At 56.5% G+C, this 15608-nt stretch carries 16 protein-coding genes and 1 pseudogene; 2 read left to right on the top strand and 15 right to left on the bottom strand.

The window, feature by feature from the left end:
• Positions 1-17 precede the first annotated feature (17 nt).
• The 12 genes and pseudogenes from GRPL_RS04370 to GRPL_RS04315 form a co-directional block, all read right to left on the bottom strand.
• Complete coding sequence (locus GRPL_RS04370; RefSeq protein ID WP_032700461.1) at positions 18-1496, bottom strand: sensor histidine kinase; 1479 nt, start codon at positions 1494-1496, stop codon at positions 18-20.
• Positions 1493-2209, bottom strand: coding sequence for a response regulator transcription factor (locus GRPL_RS04365; protein WP_032688664.1), 717 nt, complete (start codon positions 2207-2209; stop codon positions 1493-1495). Before GRPL_RS04365 ends, GRPL_RS04370 begins: the two co-directional genes overlap by 4 nt.
• A 78-nt stretch (positions 2210-2287) precedes the next feature.
• Entirely contained in the window at positions 2288-3418 is a 1131-nt protein-coding gene (gene rlmC / locus GRPL_RS04360) for a 23S rRNA (uracil(747)-C(5))-methyltransferase RlmC (RefSeq protein WP_032700462.1), read from the bottom strand.
• 42 nt (positions 3419-3460) lie between these two features.
• Complete coding sequence (locus GRPL_RS04355) at positions 3461-3934, bottom strand: YbjO family protein (RefSeq protein WP_032688666.1); 474 nt, start codon at positions 3932-3934, stop codon at positions 3461-3463.
• 75 nt (positions 3935-4009) lie between these two features.
• Positions 4010-4856: pseudogene (gene potI / locus GRPL_RS04350) on the bottom strand (putrescine ABC transporter permease PotI).
• The gene (potH, locus tag GRPL_RS04345) at positions 4853-5806 is read right to left on the bottom strand and encodes a putrescine ABC transporter permease PotH (protein WP_032688667.1); all 954 of its coding nucleotides are present in this window, start codon (positions 5804-5806) and stop codon (positions 4853-4855) included. Before potH ends, potI begins: the two are co-directional and overlap by 4 nt.
• A gap of 10 nt (positions 5807-5816) precedes the next feature.
• Positions 5817-6950 carry a putrescine ABC transporter ATP-binding subunit PotG gene (gene potG, locus GRPL_RS04340; RefSeq protein WP_032688668.1) on the bottom strand — a complete coding sequence of 378 codons (1134 nt, stop codon included), beginning with the start codon at positions 6948-6950 and terminating at the stop codon, positions 5817-5819.
• A gap of 186 nt (positions 6951-7136) precedes the next feature.
• A complete protein-coding gene (gene potF / locus GRPL_RS04335; protein WP_004859954.1) occupies positions 7137-8249 on the bottom strand; it encodes a spermidine/putrescine ABC transporter substrate-binding protein PotF in 1113 nt (370 codons plus the stop codon).
• 348 nt (positions 8250-8597) lie between these two features.
• Positions 8598-9077: a type III secretion system chaperone family protein gene (locus GRPL_RS04330; protein ID WP_004859952.1), complete on the bottom strand. Its 480-nt coding sequence runs from the start codon at positions 9075-9077 to the stop codon at positions 8598-8600.
• Between the two features lie 88 nt (positions 9078-9165).
• Complete coding sequence (rimK, locus tag GRPL_RS04325; protein WP_004859950.1) at positions 9166-10068, bottom strand: 30S ribosomal protein S6--L-glutamate ligase; 903 nt, start codon at positions 10066-10068, stop codon at positions 9166-9168.
• A 113-nt stretch (positions 10069-10181) separates the two neighbouring features.
• Positions 10182-10904 (bottom strand): oxygen-insensitive NADPH nitroreductase, encoded by a 723-nt coding sequence (gene nfsA / locus GRPL_RS04320; RefSeq protein ID WP_032688669.1) that lies wholly within the window; start codon positions 10902-10904, stop codon positions 10182-10184.
• Positions 10888-11175 carry a YbjC family protein gene (locus tag GRPL_RS04315; protein ID WP_032688670.1) on the bottom strand — a complete coding sequence of 96 codons (288 nt, stop codon included), beginning with the start codon at positions 11173-11175 and terminating at the stop codon, positions 10888-10890. Before GRPL_RS04315 ends, nfsA begins: the two co-directional genes overlap by 17 nt.
• 209 nt (positions 11176-11384) lie before the next feature.
• Here GRPL_RS04315 and GRPL_RS04310 point away from each other — a divergent pair, with 209 nt between their 5' ends.
• A complete protein-coding gene (locus GRPL_RS04310; protein ID WP_004859945.1) occupies positions 11385-11648 on the top strand; it encodes a GrxA family glutaredoxin in 264 nt (87 codons plus the stop codon).
• 6 nt (positions 11649-11654) lie between these two features.
• Here GRPL_RS04310 and GRPL_RS04305 read toward each other — a convergent pair whose 3' ends face one another.
• Positions 11655-12038, bottom strand: a complete 384-nt coding sequence (locus tag GRPL_RS04305; RefSeq protein ID WP_032688671.1) for an inner membrane protein YbjM — start codon at positions 12036-12038, stop codon at positions 11655-11657.
• A gap of 268 nt (positions 12039-12306) precedes the next feature.
• Here GRPL_RS04305 and GRPL_RS04300 point away from each other — a divergent pair, with 268 nt between their 5' ends.
• Positions 12307-13992 carry an aspartate:alanine antiporter gene (locus GRPL_RS04300; RefSeq protein ID WP_004859941.1) on the top strand — a complete coding sequence of 562 codons (1686 nt, stop codon included), beginning with the start codon at positions 12307-12309 and terminating at the stop codon, positions 13990-13992.
• Positions 13993-14212: 220 nt separating this feature from the next.
• Here GRPL_RS04300 and GRPL_RS27200 read toward each other — a convergent pair whose 3' ends face one another.
• Positions 14213-14431 carry an ogr/Delta-like zinc finger family protein gene (locus GRPL_RS27200; protein WP_032431668.1) on the bottom strand — a complete coding sequence of 73 codons (219 nt, stop codon included), beginning with the start codon at positions 14429-14431 and terminating at the stop codon, positions 14213-14215.
• Positions 14432-14518: 87 nt separating this feature from the next.
• A complete protein-coding gene (locus GRPL_RS04295) occupies positions 14519-15607 on the bottom strand; it encodes a phage late control D family protein (RefSeq protein ID WP_032700519.1) in 1089 nt (362 codons plus the stop codon).
• Position 15608: the final 1 nt, after the last annotated feature.

Consider the following 15608-nt stretch of genomic DNA (forward strand, 5'->3'; position numbering starts at 1 on the left):
CTGGCCGGGAGCCATCGCTACGAACGCAACGGCAGGGTAAAGCGGAAGCTGGCTCCTGCCGGCACATCCACCAGCTGAATATCACCGCCGTGCAGCTGCAGCATTCGCCGCACAATCATCAGCCCCAACCCGCCTCGCGATTCCGGGCTCTGACCGGGTTCAAGCACCGAAGGCCGCTCAAACAGTGTCGCCCGCAGCTCACCGCTAACCCCAGGGCCGCTATCGGCTACCTCAACCACCATCTCCGTCCCCTGCTGACGGGCCGTCAGGCTGATACTGCCGCCATCCGGCGTATGGCGAATCGCGTTATCCAGTAAATTGGTCAACACCCGCTCCATCATCGATAAATCCGCCACCACCGGCGGCAATCCCCCGGCCAGGGAGAGCTGTAAGCGGATGTGGCGGGTGGCAATCGCCAGGTCGAACTTCTGCGCCACGTCCTGGACCAGCTCCGCCAGCACAAATTTCTCCGGCTGCAGCTTGATCCCGCCATGTTCCAGGCGCGCCAGCTCAAACAGCTGCTGGGAAAGAGAGCGGACCTTATTCCCCTGGCGCAGCGCAATATTGAGATAGCGCTTGCTCTCTTCCGCACTCAGCCGATCGGCTTTCAGCGTCAGCGTCTCCAGATAACCGAGCAGCGAAGTCAGCGGAGTCCGCAGATCGTGAGAAATATTGGCGATAAATTCACGCCGCTGGCGATCGCTATCGGCCAGTCGATCCCACTGCCCGGCGATCTGCCGGGCCAGGTCGATAAACCGGTTATGCAGGATCGCCACTTCATTGCCGGGATGCGGATCCGGCGCTTGCGCCGCCAGCAGTTTAATCGCTCCCATGCTGTCTTCTCCGGGCACCCCCACCTGTGCGGTCAGCTGGCGTACCGGGCGCGTCACCCAATACCAGGCAAGACCGCCAGCCAGCAGACCAAACAGGGCCACCAGCAGCAGCGTCCAGATAAGCAAGCTTCCCAACGTCTTCTGCCAGGCGCTGGCCGCCAGCTCATTAAAGGTTTCCCCTTGCAGGATAATATAGAGATAGCCGCGCAGCTGGCCGTCGACATTCAACGGCGCCACGCTGAAGACCTTGCGCTGATCCTCGCTACGCGGATCGTCACCGTACACCGGCCAGGTGCCGCCGGAGAGAAACGTCTGTATCGGCACGATGTCAACGCGCTGGCGTTTAATATGGCCCGGCGGCGCAGCATCGGCCAGCAGCTCGCCGTCAGGAGAGATCAAGTAGAGCTCGACGCTGGGGTTGAAGACCATCAGGCGATCGAAAAGCGGTTTCAGCGCCTCGCGATTGACCTGGCCCCGCGCATCGAGCAGCGGTTCACGGGCAACAATCTGCTGTGCCAGCCCGACCGAAAGACGCTGGACCATCGCATTACCGTATTGCGCGCTGCTATACAGCTGAACCACACACACCGCCGCCGCACAAAGCAGTAGCAGCGAAGTGAAGACCAGCGCCAGGCGCTGGCTCAGGCTTAATCGCCGCATCATTGCTCCGCTCCTTTACGCACAGGCGCGAATTTATAGCCCTTGCCCCAGACCGTCAGAATGATTTCCGGCTCCGCCGGGTCGCGTTCAATTTTACTGCGCAGGCGGTTGATATGGGTATTGACCGTGTGCTCATAGCCCTCGTGCTGGTAGCCCCAGACGCGGTCAAGTAAGGCCAGGCGGGAGAAGACCTCGCCGGGATGGCGGGCAAAGTAGTACAGCAGGTCAAATTCGCGCGGCGTTAAATCCACCGGCTCACCGCGCAGTCTGATTTCACGCGCAAGCGGGTCGATGCTCAGGCCGTGGCAATCGATACGCCCGGAATCCATCAGCAAATTGAGCCCCATCGCCTCCTGGCGACGAAAGAGCGCTTTGACTCGCGCCACCAGTTCGATAACCGAAAACGGTTTGGCCAGGTAGTCGTCCGCCCCCATTTCCAGTCCCAGCACGCGGTGCGTCTCGCTGGAACGGGCGCTGATAATAATCACCGGCAGATAGCGGGTCATCTGGCGAATGCGCCGGCAAATCTCCAGCCCATCGACGTTGGGCAGCATCAGGTCGAGAATCGCCGCATCCCAGCCGCCCTTTTCCAGCTGCACCAGCGCCTGCGCGCCGTCCGCTTCATGCACAATCTGATATCCCTCATCCTGCAGATTTAAACGCAGCAATGCGGCAATATCGTCGTCATCTTCGACCAACAGGATTTTCTTTGCCATGGGTATTGCTCCGCTAATTTCACGCTGTTATTAGCCAAGCTTACCCGATTTACGTCGGCAGAAGAGTTCACATTTTGTTTAAACTTCGCGAACCAGCAGCGTCAGCACTTCGTAGTGGGCGGTGTGGGGGAACATATCAAACAGCTGCACCCGCTCAACCCGATAGCCCGGCAGCCGCGCAATATCTTTCGCCATCGTCTGCGCGTTACAGCTGGAGTAGATAATAAAGGGCGGCGCCATACGACTTAAATAGTCGCACAGCTCGCGGCCGATACCGCGGCGTGGCGGGTTGACCAGCACCAGGTCAGGAATCTCTCCCTCAGCGGTGGCAAACTGCGTCGAGTCCAGCGCCTGAAAATGGAGGTTGGTCAGGCCCAGTTCGGCGGCAGACTGCTTCGCGCTGGCGATCGCCTCCGGCGCAATCTCAATCCCGGTCAGGCGCATTTCCGGCGTGGCGCAGTGCAGGCCAAAGCCCCCCACTCCGCAGAACAGGTCCCACATATGATTGACCGGCAGCTGGCGTACCCAATCGCGGGCGGTCGCATACAGCTGGCTGGCAACGGCAGGATTCGTTTGAAAAAAGCTCTGCGGGCGGATCCACAGCGGTACGTCGTTAAAGTTTTCCGCCAGCGCCGCCTGCTCGCTGAGGAGAATCTCCTCTTCGCCTTCCATAATGGCCATATGCACCGGCTGAATATTGGCGGTAATCACCTTCAGCTGCGGCAGCTGCGCCTGCAGCCACGGCAGCGCGGCGCGCAGCTGCGCAAGTTTTGTCGGGGAACGCAGCACAAAACGCAGCATCATGCCGCCGTCGAGCTGGCTTTCCGTCAGCAGCAGATACTTCAGCTCGCCGCGCCTGCGGGCGACGTGATAGGGCGTTAATCCGGCGCGGGCGATAAACGGTTTCAGCACGGCAAAAACCGGCGCAAAACTGGCCGGATAGAGCGGACATTCGGTCAGGTCTTCCGGACTGCCATCGCGGTGCAACATCCCCAGCAGCGGGCGTTCAACGCTGCCGCTGACCACCATTTTAGCTTTGTTGCGAAAACCGGCTTGCGGGCCGGAAACCGGCGCTAACCATGTCGCCACCGGGCTGTCCGCCAACAGCGTTTCGAGATCGGCCATTTTACTGGCGAGCTGTTGTGTTAACGGCCGTTCCAGCCACTGACAAGAGCGACAGCGACCCGCGTCATAGAGTGGGCAGAGCATAAAAAGACCTTCCAGAAATCAGGGGCGGGGATTGTATCACCGTTATTGCAGTCGGAAAAACCGTCGACACGACGCCGGAACAAACAGCAGCGCCAGCACCAGAAAATCGGGCAGTTTTTGCATCACCAGAGAACGCAGAATTTCACGTTTTGACTCGCCGGCAATACTGAACAGCTCCGGATAGCCATACCCCAGCGAGGCCGCCCAGAGATAAGCGGTGACGATAATTTGCGTCAGGAGAAAGATCCAGCGCGCCAGATTACGCCCTTTCACCAGTGAAAATGCGCACCAGATCTCAATAAAGACCAGCAGCAGACTGGAGAGAAACACCAGCGTCAAGGTCCATGTCTGCACGCTACGCTGAATAAACGCCTCTATCCCACCGATACCCAGCTGATTGAGGATCATCAGCAGATCCACGGCACGAATCAAAATAATGGCGAACGCCGCCACCTGCACCAGTGCAGGGACGTTAAGACGCGCATGCGATGAACGAGTTTTTGTAAACAGTCCCAACGGAAACGTCTTCCATGAAAACGGCGTCGCACCATCGCGACGCCGATACCAGTTTTACCGTAGATTTTAGGGGCTTCAGCTCCGTCTTGCACGCTGGATATCGCGCACCCGCTGCTTTTCTGCGCGCGCCATCAAATACCAGGCGATAAAACCAACAATCCCCACGACGCCGAGGATTAAGGTTGCCAGGGCGTTGATTTCCGGGTTCACCCCCATACGCACGCTGGAGAAGACCAGCATCGGCAAGGTGGTGGCTCCCGGGCCGGAAACAAAGCTGGCGATGACCAGATCGTCCAGTGATAAGGTAAACGCCAGCAGCCAGCCGGAGATCACCGCCGGCATGATCATCGGCAGCGTAATGATGAAAAAAGACCTTCAGCGGCGGCGCGCCTAAATCCATCGCCGCCTCCTCAATAGAGTGGTCCAGTTCACGCAGTCGCGACGAGATCACCACCGCCACGTAGGCGGTACAGAAAGTCACGTGCGCCAGCCAGATGGTCAACATGCCGCGATCCGACGGCCAGCCGATGGCGTGCCCGAGCGCGACAAACAGCAGCAGCAGCGATAGCCCGGTAATGACATCCGGCATTACCAGCGGCGCCGTAATCATAAAGGCAAAGCCGTTTGATCCCCGAAAGCGACCAAAGCGCACCATCACCACCGCGGCAATCGTCCCCAGAATCGCCGCCGCCGTCGCCGCACAGGTGGCGATGGTCAGACTCAGCCCGACGGCGCTCATCATCGCATCATCATGGAACAACTCGCTGTACCAGCGTGTCGACCATCCCGCCCATACCGTCACCAGCTTCGAGCTGTTGAATGAGTAAATCACCAGCATTAGCATCGGCGCATATAAAAAGGTAAAGCCGAGCACGAGGATTAAAATTCGCCACGGCGAACGGACTACCGGCAAATCGTTCATCCATGATCCCCCATCTGTTTTTGCTGATGTTTATGGAACCACATAATCGGCACGATCAGCAGGAGCAGCATCACGATGGCCACCGCTGAAGCGACCGGCCAGTCGCGGTTATTAAAGAACTCCTGCCACAGGACCCGCCCGATCATAATGCTGTCCGGACCGCCCAGCAGTTCCGGGATCACGAACTCCCCAACCGCCGGGATGAAAACCAGCATTGAACCGGCGATAATCCCGCCTTTGGTCAACGGGACGATCACCTGGAAGAAGGTTTTCAGCGGCCGGGCGCCCAGATCTAAAGAGGCCTCGACCAGCGAGTAGTCGATACGCGTCAGCGCGGTATAGATCGGCAGCACCATAAACGGCAGATAGGCGTACACAATACCGATATAGACCGCCAGATTGGTATGCAGGATCTCCAGCGGCTGATCGATAACCCCGAGCCAGATCAGGAAGTTATTCAGCACGCCATTGCTTTTCAACAGCCCCATCCACGCATAGACGCGGATCAGGAATGAGGTCCACGATGGCAGGATCACCAGCAGCAGCAGGATATTTCGCGTTGACGGTTTACTGTGCGCCACCGCCCATGCCAGCGGATAGCCCAGCAGCAGGCAGCAGAAGGTTGAGATCCCCGCCACCTGCAGCGACTGCAGATAGGCTTCAAAATAGAGCGGATCGTCGGTCAGCTGCAGGAAGTTGCCGAGATTCAAGGTGAGCGTGAGCTGGCCGTCCGCCCACTCCCACAGATCGGTGTAGGGCGGGATCGCCCGCGCCATCTCCGCGAGGCTGATTTTAAACACGATCAGGAACGGCAGCAGAAACAGCAGGATCAGCCACAGATACGGCAGCGCGATTACCAGCTTGCGGCCATGCGCCATCTGCAACCGGGTGAGCCATTGGGCAAAACCGCCGGTTTTTTTCACCCCGGCCGGTGGTTCTAATGCACTCATCGCCCTCTCCTTACACCGTCAGAACAACGCAGCTGTCGGCATCCCAGCACAAACGCACTTCATCACCCCAGGTTGGCGTGCCCTTACGGTGGCGGTGTTCGTTCTGTAGCTGGGCGCTGATCATCTGCCCGCTTTGCAGCCGCACGTGGTAGATAGACAGGTCGCCGAGGTAGGCGATATAGATCACCTCTCCTACCGCAAAGTTGTAGCCATCCGCCGGCGGCTCATCGCAGAGCATAATTTTTTCCGGGCGCAGAGCGACCCACACCGGCACATTGTCAATGACGGAGGCATCAGGATCGACCTTCAGCGGATGCGTCAGCCCCGGTGAACTCAGCACCAGACCATCTTCCAGACGATCTTTTACTACCCCTTCAAACACGTTGACCGAGCCGATAAATTCCGCACTGTAGCGGGTTGTCGGATGCTCGTAGATCTCCTCCGGCTCGCCGATTTGCACGAACTTCCCGCGGTTCATAATGGCGATACGTCCCGCCATGGTCATCGCCTCTTCCTGATCGTGGGTCACCATGACGCAGGTCGCCCCCACGCGCTCGAGGATATCCACCACTTCCAGCTGCATACGATCGCGGAGCTTTTTATCCAGCGCGCCCATCGGCTCATCAAGCAGCAGCAGCTTTGGTCGTTTCGCCAGGCTACGGGCCAGCGCCACGCGCTGCCGCTGACCGCCGGAAAGCTGATGCGGTTTGCGTTTAGCGAACTCCTGCATATGCACCAGCGCCAGCATCTCCTGCACCCGGCTGGCGATTTCGGCTTTCGGCAGCTTGTCCTGCTTCAGACCAAAGGCAATGTTCTGCTCCACCGTCATATGGGGGAACAGGGCGTAGGACTGAAACATCATATTGATCGGCCGCTGGTAGGGCGGCACGCGCGACAGGTCAACGCCATCGAGCATAATTTGCCCGGCCGTCGGCTCCTCAAAGCCGGCCAGCATACGCAGCAGCGTCGATTTTCCACAGCCGGATGCGCCCAGCAGGGCGAAGATTTCACCTTTATAAATCGTGAGGTTGACGTCATCGACGGCGTGCTGCCCGTCGAAAGACTTCGTCAGATTACGGATTTCCAGCAGCGGGGTCAGCGCTTTGGGGGTTTTCGCTTGTGGGCGGGGAATTGCGTCGTTCACTCAGGTGCTCTCCGGCAAAAAACTACCACCGTATGGCCCGGTTGCCATACATTGAACTTTACAGTGCAGGTGCACCATCCTGGTGCATGTATTCGCTGCACTTTAATCCGTTTGTTGCCCGACCACGCGGAGAAACCACCCGGCCGGGTCAGACCTTTCAGGCCCGGTGAACCGGGCCATCAGGTTTTATTTCCCGCTTTTGACTTTCGTCCACGCCCGCGTACGTACGCGGTCGATTTTCGGATCCTGCACCTTCAGGGTGAACAGTTTGGCGAACACATCGGCCGGCGGGTAGATAGCCGGGTTATTACGGATGGTTTCGCTCACCAGCGGCGTAGAGGCTTTGTTGCCGTTAGCGTAGTACACCTGATCGCTGATTTTGGCGATCACTTCCGGGCGCATCAGATAGTTAAGGAACTGATAAGCCTCATCTTTGTTTTTCGCATCCGCCGGCATCGCGAAGACATCAAAGAACGCCAGCGCCCCCTCTTTGGGAATGAAGTAGGAGACGTTTACGCCGTTCTTCGCTTCTTTTGCCCGGTTCGCCGCCTGCCAGACATCGCCAGCCCAGCCGATGGCGACGCAGATATCGCCGTTAGCAAGATCGTTAATATATTGCGAGGAGTGGAAGTAGCGGATATTCGGCCGCAGTTTCAGCAGCAGGTCGGTCGCCGGACCGGTATAATCATCGGCTTTTGTACTGTTCGGATCTTTGCCCAGATAGTTCAGGACGGTGGCAAAAATCTCTTCCGGCGCATCAAGGAAGGAGACGCCGCAGCTTTTCAGTTTTTCAAGGTTCTCCGGCTTAAGCACCAGATCCCAGCTATTCAGCGGCGCATCTTTACCGAGCACGGCTTTCACTTTATCGACGTTATAGCCAATGCCGGTGGTCGCCCACAGGTACGGCATCGCGTACTTGTTATCCGGGTCGTGTTTGGCGACCAGCTTGAGGACTTCCGGGTCAAGATTCTTCCAGTTTGGCAGCTTGCTTTTGTCCAGAGGCTGGAAGACGCCTGCCGCCAGCTGACGTTCGAGGAAGCTGGCGGACGGGACCACCAGGTCAAAGCCGGTGCTGCCCGCCATTAATTTGCCTTCCAGTACTTCGTTGGAGTCAAAAACGTCGTACACCACTTTAATACCGGTCTCTTTTTCAAAATTTGCCACCGTATCCGGCGCAATATAATCAGACCAGTTATAAACATGCAGGGTTTTTTGTTCAGCGGCGAGTGAACCGGCAGAGACGGCCATCAACGCACCCGTAACCAGACCTGTTAACCATTTTTTACCAAAGGCGGTCATATCTCTTTTTCCTTCTCAATGCCCGTTAACAAGCGGGCTTAATATACGCACTTGTCTGCATGCAATAATCATGCATATTTTCTCATTGCCTAAGAAAAGGAGAGAGGACCTCTCCCGGAATGGTTGCCCGCAACTGGAAGCATCGTCAGAATAACTGTAGCCAGAATAAGAGGCTATAGCCCAGGTAAAATAACGCCTTTTATCAATTTTTTATGCAATAACGGTCTACGTGATAAGCCAAAAGCGGCTGAATGGCGGTGAAAAATTCTTGAAGGAAAGGTTAAATGCAGAATAAAAGCACGTAATACGCAGCCGCTATGGCAGTGGCTGCGCTATTCATCGGCAGGTTTAGTGAAGAAAATGGTGCTGAATATCTTCAGCGACGTACTCTTCTTCTTCGGCTTTATAGAGCACCTGGTTGGCTGCAGCTTCGAGGATAACCATAGAAATCTGCTCTTCGCTCTGGCGGAAGAACCAGCCAAACTGTTCGACGGTAATGCCGACGCCGACGGAAAGCGCCTGACACACCACCAGTTTGGGCAGATTGTCATCCTGAATATCGAGGAAGGCTTTGACGGTCAACGAACTGGCGTTAATTGCCGAAAGATCCGCGGAAAGTCCGAGCAGCGCCGAAGGCTTCACTTCAGCCAGGGCGGAAAAGAGCACGACGTTATCCACCAGATCGAGCTTCGCATCAAAAATGCCGTCGAAATTCTGCATATGCGGCAGATGCAAGGCCTGGCAGGAATCACACTCAAAGAAGTTGATACCTAACTCATCGAGCCAGTGACGTAGCGTATCCAGACCCGGAACGACCAGTGAATCCATATGACCTGTGACCTCTTACTGTAGAAAAACGACGCCATAGCTTACGCAAAAAACGCCGCGCATACCATGAAAGTGTCGCCCGCGCCGGTTATCCGCCCATTTTCAGACAAAATTCTGGCGTGGCCTGACGCTCAATCCAGGCGATCATGCGCCCGGCAATATCAATTCCGGTGGTCGTTTCAATGCCTTCCAGACCCGGAGAGGCGTTCACCTCCATGACCAGCGGCCCACGGGTCGCGCGAAGGATATCCACCCCGGCGACATCCAGCCCCAGGGTTTGCGCCGCCCTGATCGCCATCTCACGTTCCTGATCGCTGATCGTGGCCACCGTCGCCACACCGCCGCGGTGCAGGTTAGAGCGGAAATCGCCCTCTTTCGCCCGCCGCTCGATCGCCGCCACCACTTCATTACCCACGACCAGGCAGCGTACATCCCGCCCTTTCGCCTCGGCGATATACTCCTGAACCAGAATATGCGCGTTCAGGCCGCGGAAAGCGTCGATCACGCTCTCTGCCGCCTGGCGGGTCTCCGCCAACACCACGCCGATGCCCTGCGTCCCTTCCACCAGTTTGACCACCAGCGGCGCGCCGCCGACCATGGCAATCAGGTCGCTGGTATCGTCCGGAGAGTGCGCAATACCGGTCAGCGGCAGATCGATCCCCTGCCGCGCCAGCAGCTGCAACGAGCGCAGCTTGTCACGGGCGCGGGTTATCGCCACCGATTCATTGAGCGGATAGCTGCCGAGCAGTTCAAACTGACGAAGGGCGGCGGTCCCGTAATAGGTAATTGCGGAACCAATGCGTGGGATCACGGCATCGAAATGCGGGAGCTGGCGTCCCTTATAGTGAATCGATGAGGCCACCGGACTCACGTTCATATAGCAGGAAAGCGGATCGAGAATTTCCACCTGGTGGCCGCGTTTTTGCGCGGCTTCGCGCAGGCGACGACATGAATAAAGCGTTCCATCCCGGGATAATATAGCAATTTTCACCCTGCACCTCTGCAACAAGGCCCGCTCCGGCGGGCCTGCAATATGTTAATTGCGCCACGACCGCCCGGTGCACCAAATGGCGGGGCGGAAAGCAGGCAGCAGTGTACACGCAATCAGCGCGTTGCCCACCCCTGCTTATGCAGATAGTCGAGAATAAACGGGCGACTTTCTTTAATGATAGTGCGCCGAATATGGTCGCTCCAGGTATCACGGCGGGTGTTGCTGCCGCGCGACAGGTAGTACTGCGCCATCTGCTCATCATATTGTGCCAGCACCGCCTCATCCACCGGCTGGTACGCATTTTCATGCACCAGCAGCGCCGCAGGCATGCGCGGCTTCACCCCCGGGTTATCGGCGGGCCATCCCAGGCACAAGCCAAACAGCGGCAGGACGTGCTGCGGCAGCTTCAGCAGTTCGGTCACCCCTTCAATACTATTGCGGATCCCGCCGATATAGACGCCGCCGAGGCCCAGGGATTCGGCGGCAACCAGCGCATTTTGCGCCATCATTGCGGTATCCACCGCCCCCAGCAGCAGCTGTTCGGCCAGCCCCAGCTGGGCGTCCGGACAGATTTGCAGGAGGCGGTTAAAGTCGGCGCAAAATACCCAGAACTCCGCCGCGCGCGCAACGTGCTGCTGGCCGCCGCTCATCGTGACCAGCTGCTCACGAAGCTGAGGATCGGTGACGCGAATAATGGAGCTGCATTGTAAAAAGCTCGAGCTTGAGGCCCCCTGCGCACTGGCGATGATAGCTTCGCGCTGTTCGTCGCCGATCGGCGCATCGGTAAAGTGGCGGATGGAACGGTGGCTACGCAGCAGATCAATGGTCGGCGTCATCTTGTTTTTCTCTGTCTGGTGAAGAAGTTGGTTTTGGAGTGTGAGTCAGCTGTGGCGCGACGATCCTGGCCATTCGCCACATTAATGCTATCGCTGCCGGGAGCATCAGCAGGATCCCGGAAAAAATCATCAGCATCGCCGCCGTCGGGCTGGAAAACGGCGCCGGCAGCTGCAGGTACTGATTGAGCGAGAGCCAGGCGAGGGTCAACAGCACAATCCCGATGATCTCTACCAGCAGAACGCTTTTTGGCAAAACGGCAGGCGATCGCATAGCTCTGCTCTCCTCCAGTCAATATTATTCGCGCGCTCCGCAGGCTAATCGCGCGCGGCCGACACAGTATAATGATTTAACCACGAAGACATTTATCAAACATAGCCTTAAACCATCGAAGAAAAAGGCAGAACCTTCTTTTCCTCGCCGGCATAACGCGTCATCATAGCTGCCATTCGCCATCCGGCTGAGATTTAAGGAGAGAAAGTATGTTTACCGTTATTTTTGGTCGCCCTGGTTGCCCGTATTGTGTTCGCGCTAAAGAACTGGCAGAGAAACTGACCAATGAACGCGATGACTTCAACTACCGCTACGTTGATATTCACGCCGAAGGCATCAGCAAGAGCGACCTGGAAAAGACCGTAGGCAAACCGGTTGAGACCGTTCCGCAGATTTTTGTCGATCAAAAACATATCGGCGGCTGCACCGATTTTGAAGCCTGGGCGAAAGAGAATCTCGGTCTGTTTGCCTGAGCCGACTCATTCCTCTGACGAATGATTGCGTCTGGTATCCAGCCAGGCGCAGATAAACAGAAAGCACAGCGCACCCAGCGCACACCAGAATACCGCGCTAAACAGCCACGCCAGTTGTTGCCAGAAGGTACGCTGAGCCGCAAAAAAAATCCGCATGATCAGCAGACAGACGGGAGTCGCCAGAATCGCCCCCACCAGCGGCTGGATGACGCGTCGCCCCGGAGAGAGGCAGCTGGCGGCCGCACCGGGCAGCAAAAAGTAGAGCAGTCCAACCTCAGGATTACCGGTAGCCCGAAAGACGCCTTTCATATGCAGTAACAACAATAAACACACTACGATAAACAGAAAGAACCCACAGGTAATACCCACCCAGGCACGCTCAGATTTCACAATATCCTCCTGATTCTGCTTCTAACCCACTTCACTTCGTCCAGTCAGATAAAGCATTCCGGCAATCCATGCCAATTTAGCTCCCCATCGGCGTAAAAACGATTGTGACTAGCCGCAGCATCCAGGAAGGATTAAACTACCGGCTCTGTTTTTACTGGTTATAACGGGATGCCAGAACAGGGTTCGGGACAACGCGAACACTGGACCAACCTTAGACCAAATAACCATTTCCTTCAACAACTTACTAGTAAATGAGAAGTTGGCTTTCGTGAATATAAACGTCGCAGATTTGTTAAACGGGAATTACATCCTGTTATTATTCGTTGTACTTGCCCTGGGGCTTTGTCTCGGGAAACTTCGTCTCGGGTCAGTACAACTTGGTAATTCTATTGGCGTTTTAGTGGTTTCATTATTATTAGGTCAGCAGCATTTCAGTATTAACACTGATGCGCTAAATCTGGGCTTTATGCTGTTTATTTTTTGCGTTGGCGTGGAAGCGGGTCCCAACTTTTTTTCTATTTTTTTCCGCGACGGAAAAAACTATCTGATGCTCGCCCTGGTGATGGTCGGCAGCGCGATGTTGCTGGCGATGGGGCTGGGAAAACTGTTCGGCTGGGACATCGGTCTGACCGCCGGGATGCTCGCAGGTGCGATGACATCAACGCCGGTGCTGGTCGGTGCGGGGGATACGCTACGGCACTTTGGCCTGCCCAGCGATCGGCTGGCGCTCTCCCTCGACCACCTGAGTCTGGGCTACGCCCTGACCTATCTGATTGGTCTCGTCAGTCTGATCGTCGGCGCGCGCTATATGCCGAAGCTGCAGCATCAGGATCTGCAAACCAGCGCCCAGCAGATTGCGCGTGAACGCGGGCTCGATACCGACTCCAAACGTAAAGTCTACCTGCCGGTGATCCGGGCCTATCGCGTCGGCCCGGAGCTGGTCGCCTGGGCTGACGGTAAAAATCTGCGCGAGCTGGGGATTTACCGGCAAACCGGCTGCTACATTGAGCGTATTCGCCGTAACGGTATTCTGGCGAACCCGGATGGCGATGCCGTCCTGCAGATGGGCGATGATATCGCGCTGGTGGGTTACCCGGACGCCCATGCCCGCCTTGATCCCAGCTTCCGTAACGGCAAAGAGGTCTTCGACCGCGATCTGCTGGATATGCGCATCGTCACCGAAGAGATCGTGGTGAAAAACCACAACGCCGTAGGCCGCCGTCTTGCGCAGCTGAAGCTGACCGATCACGGCTGCTTCTTAAACCGCGTCATCCGCAGCCAGATTGAAATGCCGATCGACGATAACGTGGTGCTCAACAAAGGCGACGTGTTACAGGTCAGCGGCGATGCGCGACGCGTCAAAACCGTTGCCGACCGCATCGGCTTTATCTCCATTCACAGCCAGGTGACCGACCTGCTCGCCTTCTGCGCCTTCTTTATCGTCGGGCTGATGATCGGCATGATCACCTTCCAGTTCAGCTCTTTCAGCTTTGGTATCGGTAACGCGGCGGGGCTGCTGTTTGCCGGGATTATGCTCGGTTTCCTGCGCGCCAACCACCCGACCTTCGGCTATATTCCGCAGGGCGCGCTGAATATGGTGAAAGAGTTCGGCCTGATGGTCTTTATGGCCGGGGTCGGTCTGAGCGCCGGCGCCGGGATTGGTCACGGCCTGGGCGCCATCGGCGGCCAGATGCTGGCGGCGGGTCTTATCGTCAGCCTGGTGCCGGTGGTAATTTGCTTCTTGTTTGGCGCCTATGTGCTGCGTATGAACCGCGCGATGTTGTTTGGCGCCATGATGGGGGCGCGCACCTGCGCTCCGGCGATGGAAATTATCAGCGACACCGCGCGCAGCAACATTCCGGCGCTGGGCTACGCGGGCACCTATGCGATTGCCAACGTTCTTCTGACCCTGGCGGGGACGCTGATTGTTATCATCTGGCCAGGGCTACAGTAAATATTTAAGAAAAAAATGGATAGAGGCAGAACTTTTCTCTTGGGCATCAGTCATAAGTAGTGCCACTGCTTTTCTTTGATGTCCCCATTTTGTGGAGCCCATCAACCCCGCCATTTTGGTTCAAGGTTGATGGGTTTTTTGTTGCCTGGATTTTAAGACATTTAAAATCATATAGTTACAAACCCTCTTTTTAAGCCATGGCGACAAAGTGGCGGCAGCCTCAAAGAGACAGTGCTGCCTGACCTGAATTTGTAGGATGAGGCTGCACATGATGGGCCTCTTTAGGTGTAGAGATTGAGCGCACAAAAGTCTCATGCGTTACGAACGTATGGCTGCAGTTGATATTCTGGCACTGGTTGTAACGTTCTTTGGTCATTGAAGAGACCTGGAAACTGCTGCGAGTATGGGCTGCACTTCCACACAATGGGCAAATCATCATTTTTACGTCCCCACCATTTTTCCTGAAATCGCAATAATGATACAACATTATTTCACTTTGTGAACTTTAAGTTCTCTTTTGAAAACCTCAATCCATTACTAGATCATCAATTTTCACTTCCAGTTCGATGCTGGTCGTAAATCCGCTATCCGCACTGACCATGTGCGTTAACGTTGTGATGGTCCATTCTGCATCATCAATGGGCTGTTTAAAGCCGCTGACCTTAACGGGCATTTCCGTATAGAGATCCGCCCGGCCTTCTGCCAGCTGCAGAGAAAATGACGCAACACCGCGCTGCAGCCGCTCCCAGTTCATTTTTGCAGCCCGCTCTGCATTACTGCGGTTCGCATAGGTTCGGTTCAGAACCAGCACGTTCTCATCCGTCCCGATCAGGTAATCCCCCTGCTTTGCCTCCGGCTCTTTGGGTTTTGTCGTCCTCCGGCGGCGCTTCACCTTAGCCGTTTCTTTCTTTGCCGGTTCCCGCGTATGCAGCCAGTGAGCAATCACCCCGGTATACGCTCCCCTGTCAGCCAGGCTGAACCGGTGGCTGTCACCGTCCTTACGGGTAATAGTGATGACCGGCAGCGGTTTTCCACTGGCCGTTTTTCCCTGCCCCTGCCGGATAAACAGCAGATTACTGTCCTTCACCGAGGCAATCGCACCGTACTGCCGCGCCAGCTTCATCAAAAAACTCGCATCGCTTTCGTTGGTCTGATCAAGGTGGTCCAGTGCCTGCGCAGCAACATCTTTGCCAATGGCAACCTTCAGGCTGTGCCGTGTGGCAATTTCCTTCACCACTTCGCCCACCGTCGTTTTGTGCCATGACTTTTCACGCCTGACATTCAGCGTCTCCCTGAAATCCGCGCTACGGGCACGGATTGTCAGCCTGTCCGGGCTGCCGCTATGCTCTATTTCATCAACGGTAAATTTCCCTTTCGAAAACAACGGCTCGCCTTTCCATCCCAGCGCCAGAGAAATCACCGCGCCACGACGCGGCATAATCACCAGTCCGTCGGCGTCGTCCAACTCCAGATCGAGCTGGTCAGCCTCAAATCCGCGGTTGTCGGTCAGCGTCATACCCAGCAGACGTTTATCCAGGGTCTGCGTTGCGTCTTTGCCTTCGATCACGATGCGAAAGGCCGGTGTCTTACTGCCCTGATTGAGTAAATCTGTCATC

The organism is Klebsiella planticola ATCC 33531 (genome assembly GCF_000735435.1).
In the GTDB taxonomy this organism is placed as follows: domain Bacteria; phylum Pseudomonadota; class Gammaproteobacteria; order Enterobacterales; family Enterobacteriaceae; genus Klebsiella; species Klebsiella planticola.

Excerpts from the sequence above, each read along its gene's own strand:
- GRPL_RS04370 (WP_032700461.1), bottom strand. The coding sequence starts at position 1,496 with ATGATGCGGCGATTAAGCCTGAGCCAGCGCCTGGCGCTGGTCTTCACT.
- GRPL_RS04365 (WP_032688664.1), bottom strand. The coding sequence starts at position 2,209 with ATGGCAAAGAAAATCCTGTTGGTCGAAGATGACGACGATATTGCCGCA.
- rlmC (WP_032700462.1), bottom strand. The coding sequence starts at position 3,418 with ATGCTCTGCCCACTCTATGACGCGGGTCGCTGTCGCTCTTGTCAGTGG.
- potH (WP_032688667.1), bottom strand. The coding sequence starts at position 5,806 with ATGAGTGCATTAGAACCACCGGCCGGGGTGAAAAAAACCGGCGGTTTT.
- potF (WP_004859954.1), bottom strand. The coding sequence starts at position 8,249 with ATGACCGCCTTTGGTAAAAAATGGTTAACAGGTCTGGTTACGGGTGCG.
- GRPL_RS04330 (WP_004859952.1), bottom strand. The coding sequence starts at position 9,077 with ATGGATTCACTGGTCGTTCCGGGTCTGGATACGCTACGTCACTGGCTC.
- nfsA (WP_032688669.1), bottom strand. The coding sequence starts at position 10,904 with ATGACGCCGACCATTGATCTGCTGCGTAGCCACCGTTCCATCCGCCAC.
- GRPL_RS04315 (WP_032688670.1), bottom strand. The coding sequence starts at position 11,175 with ATGCGATCGCCTGCCGTTTTGCCAAAAAGCGTTCTGCTGGTAGAGATC.
- GRPL_RS04310 (WP_004859945.1), top strand. The coding sequence starts at position 11,385 with ATGTTTACCGTTATTTTTGGTCGCCCTGGTTGCCCGTATTGTGTTCGC.
- GRPL_RS27200 (WP_032431668.1), bottom strand. The coding sequence starts at position 14,431 with ATGATGATTTGCCCATTGTGTGGAAGTGCAGCCCATACTCGCAGCAGT.
- GRPL_RS04295 (WP_032700519.1), bottom strand. The coding sequence starts at position 15,607 with ATGACAGATTTACTCAATCAGGGCAGTAAGACACCGGCCTTTCGCATC.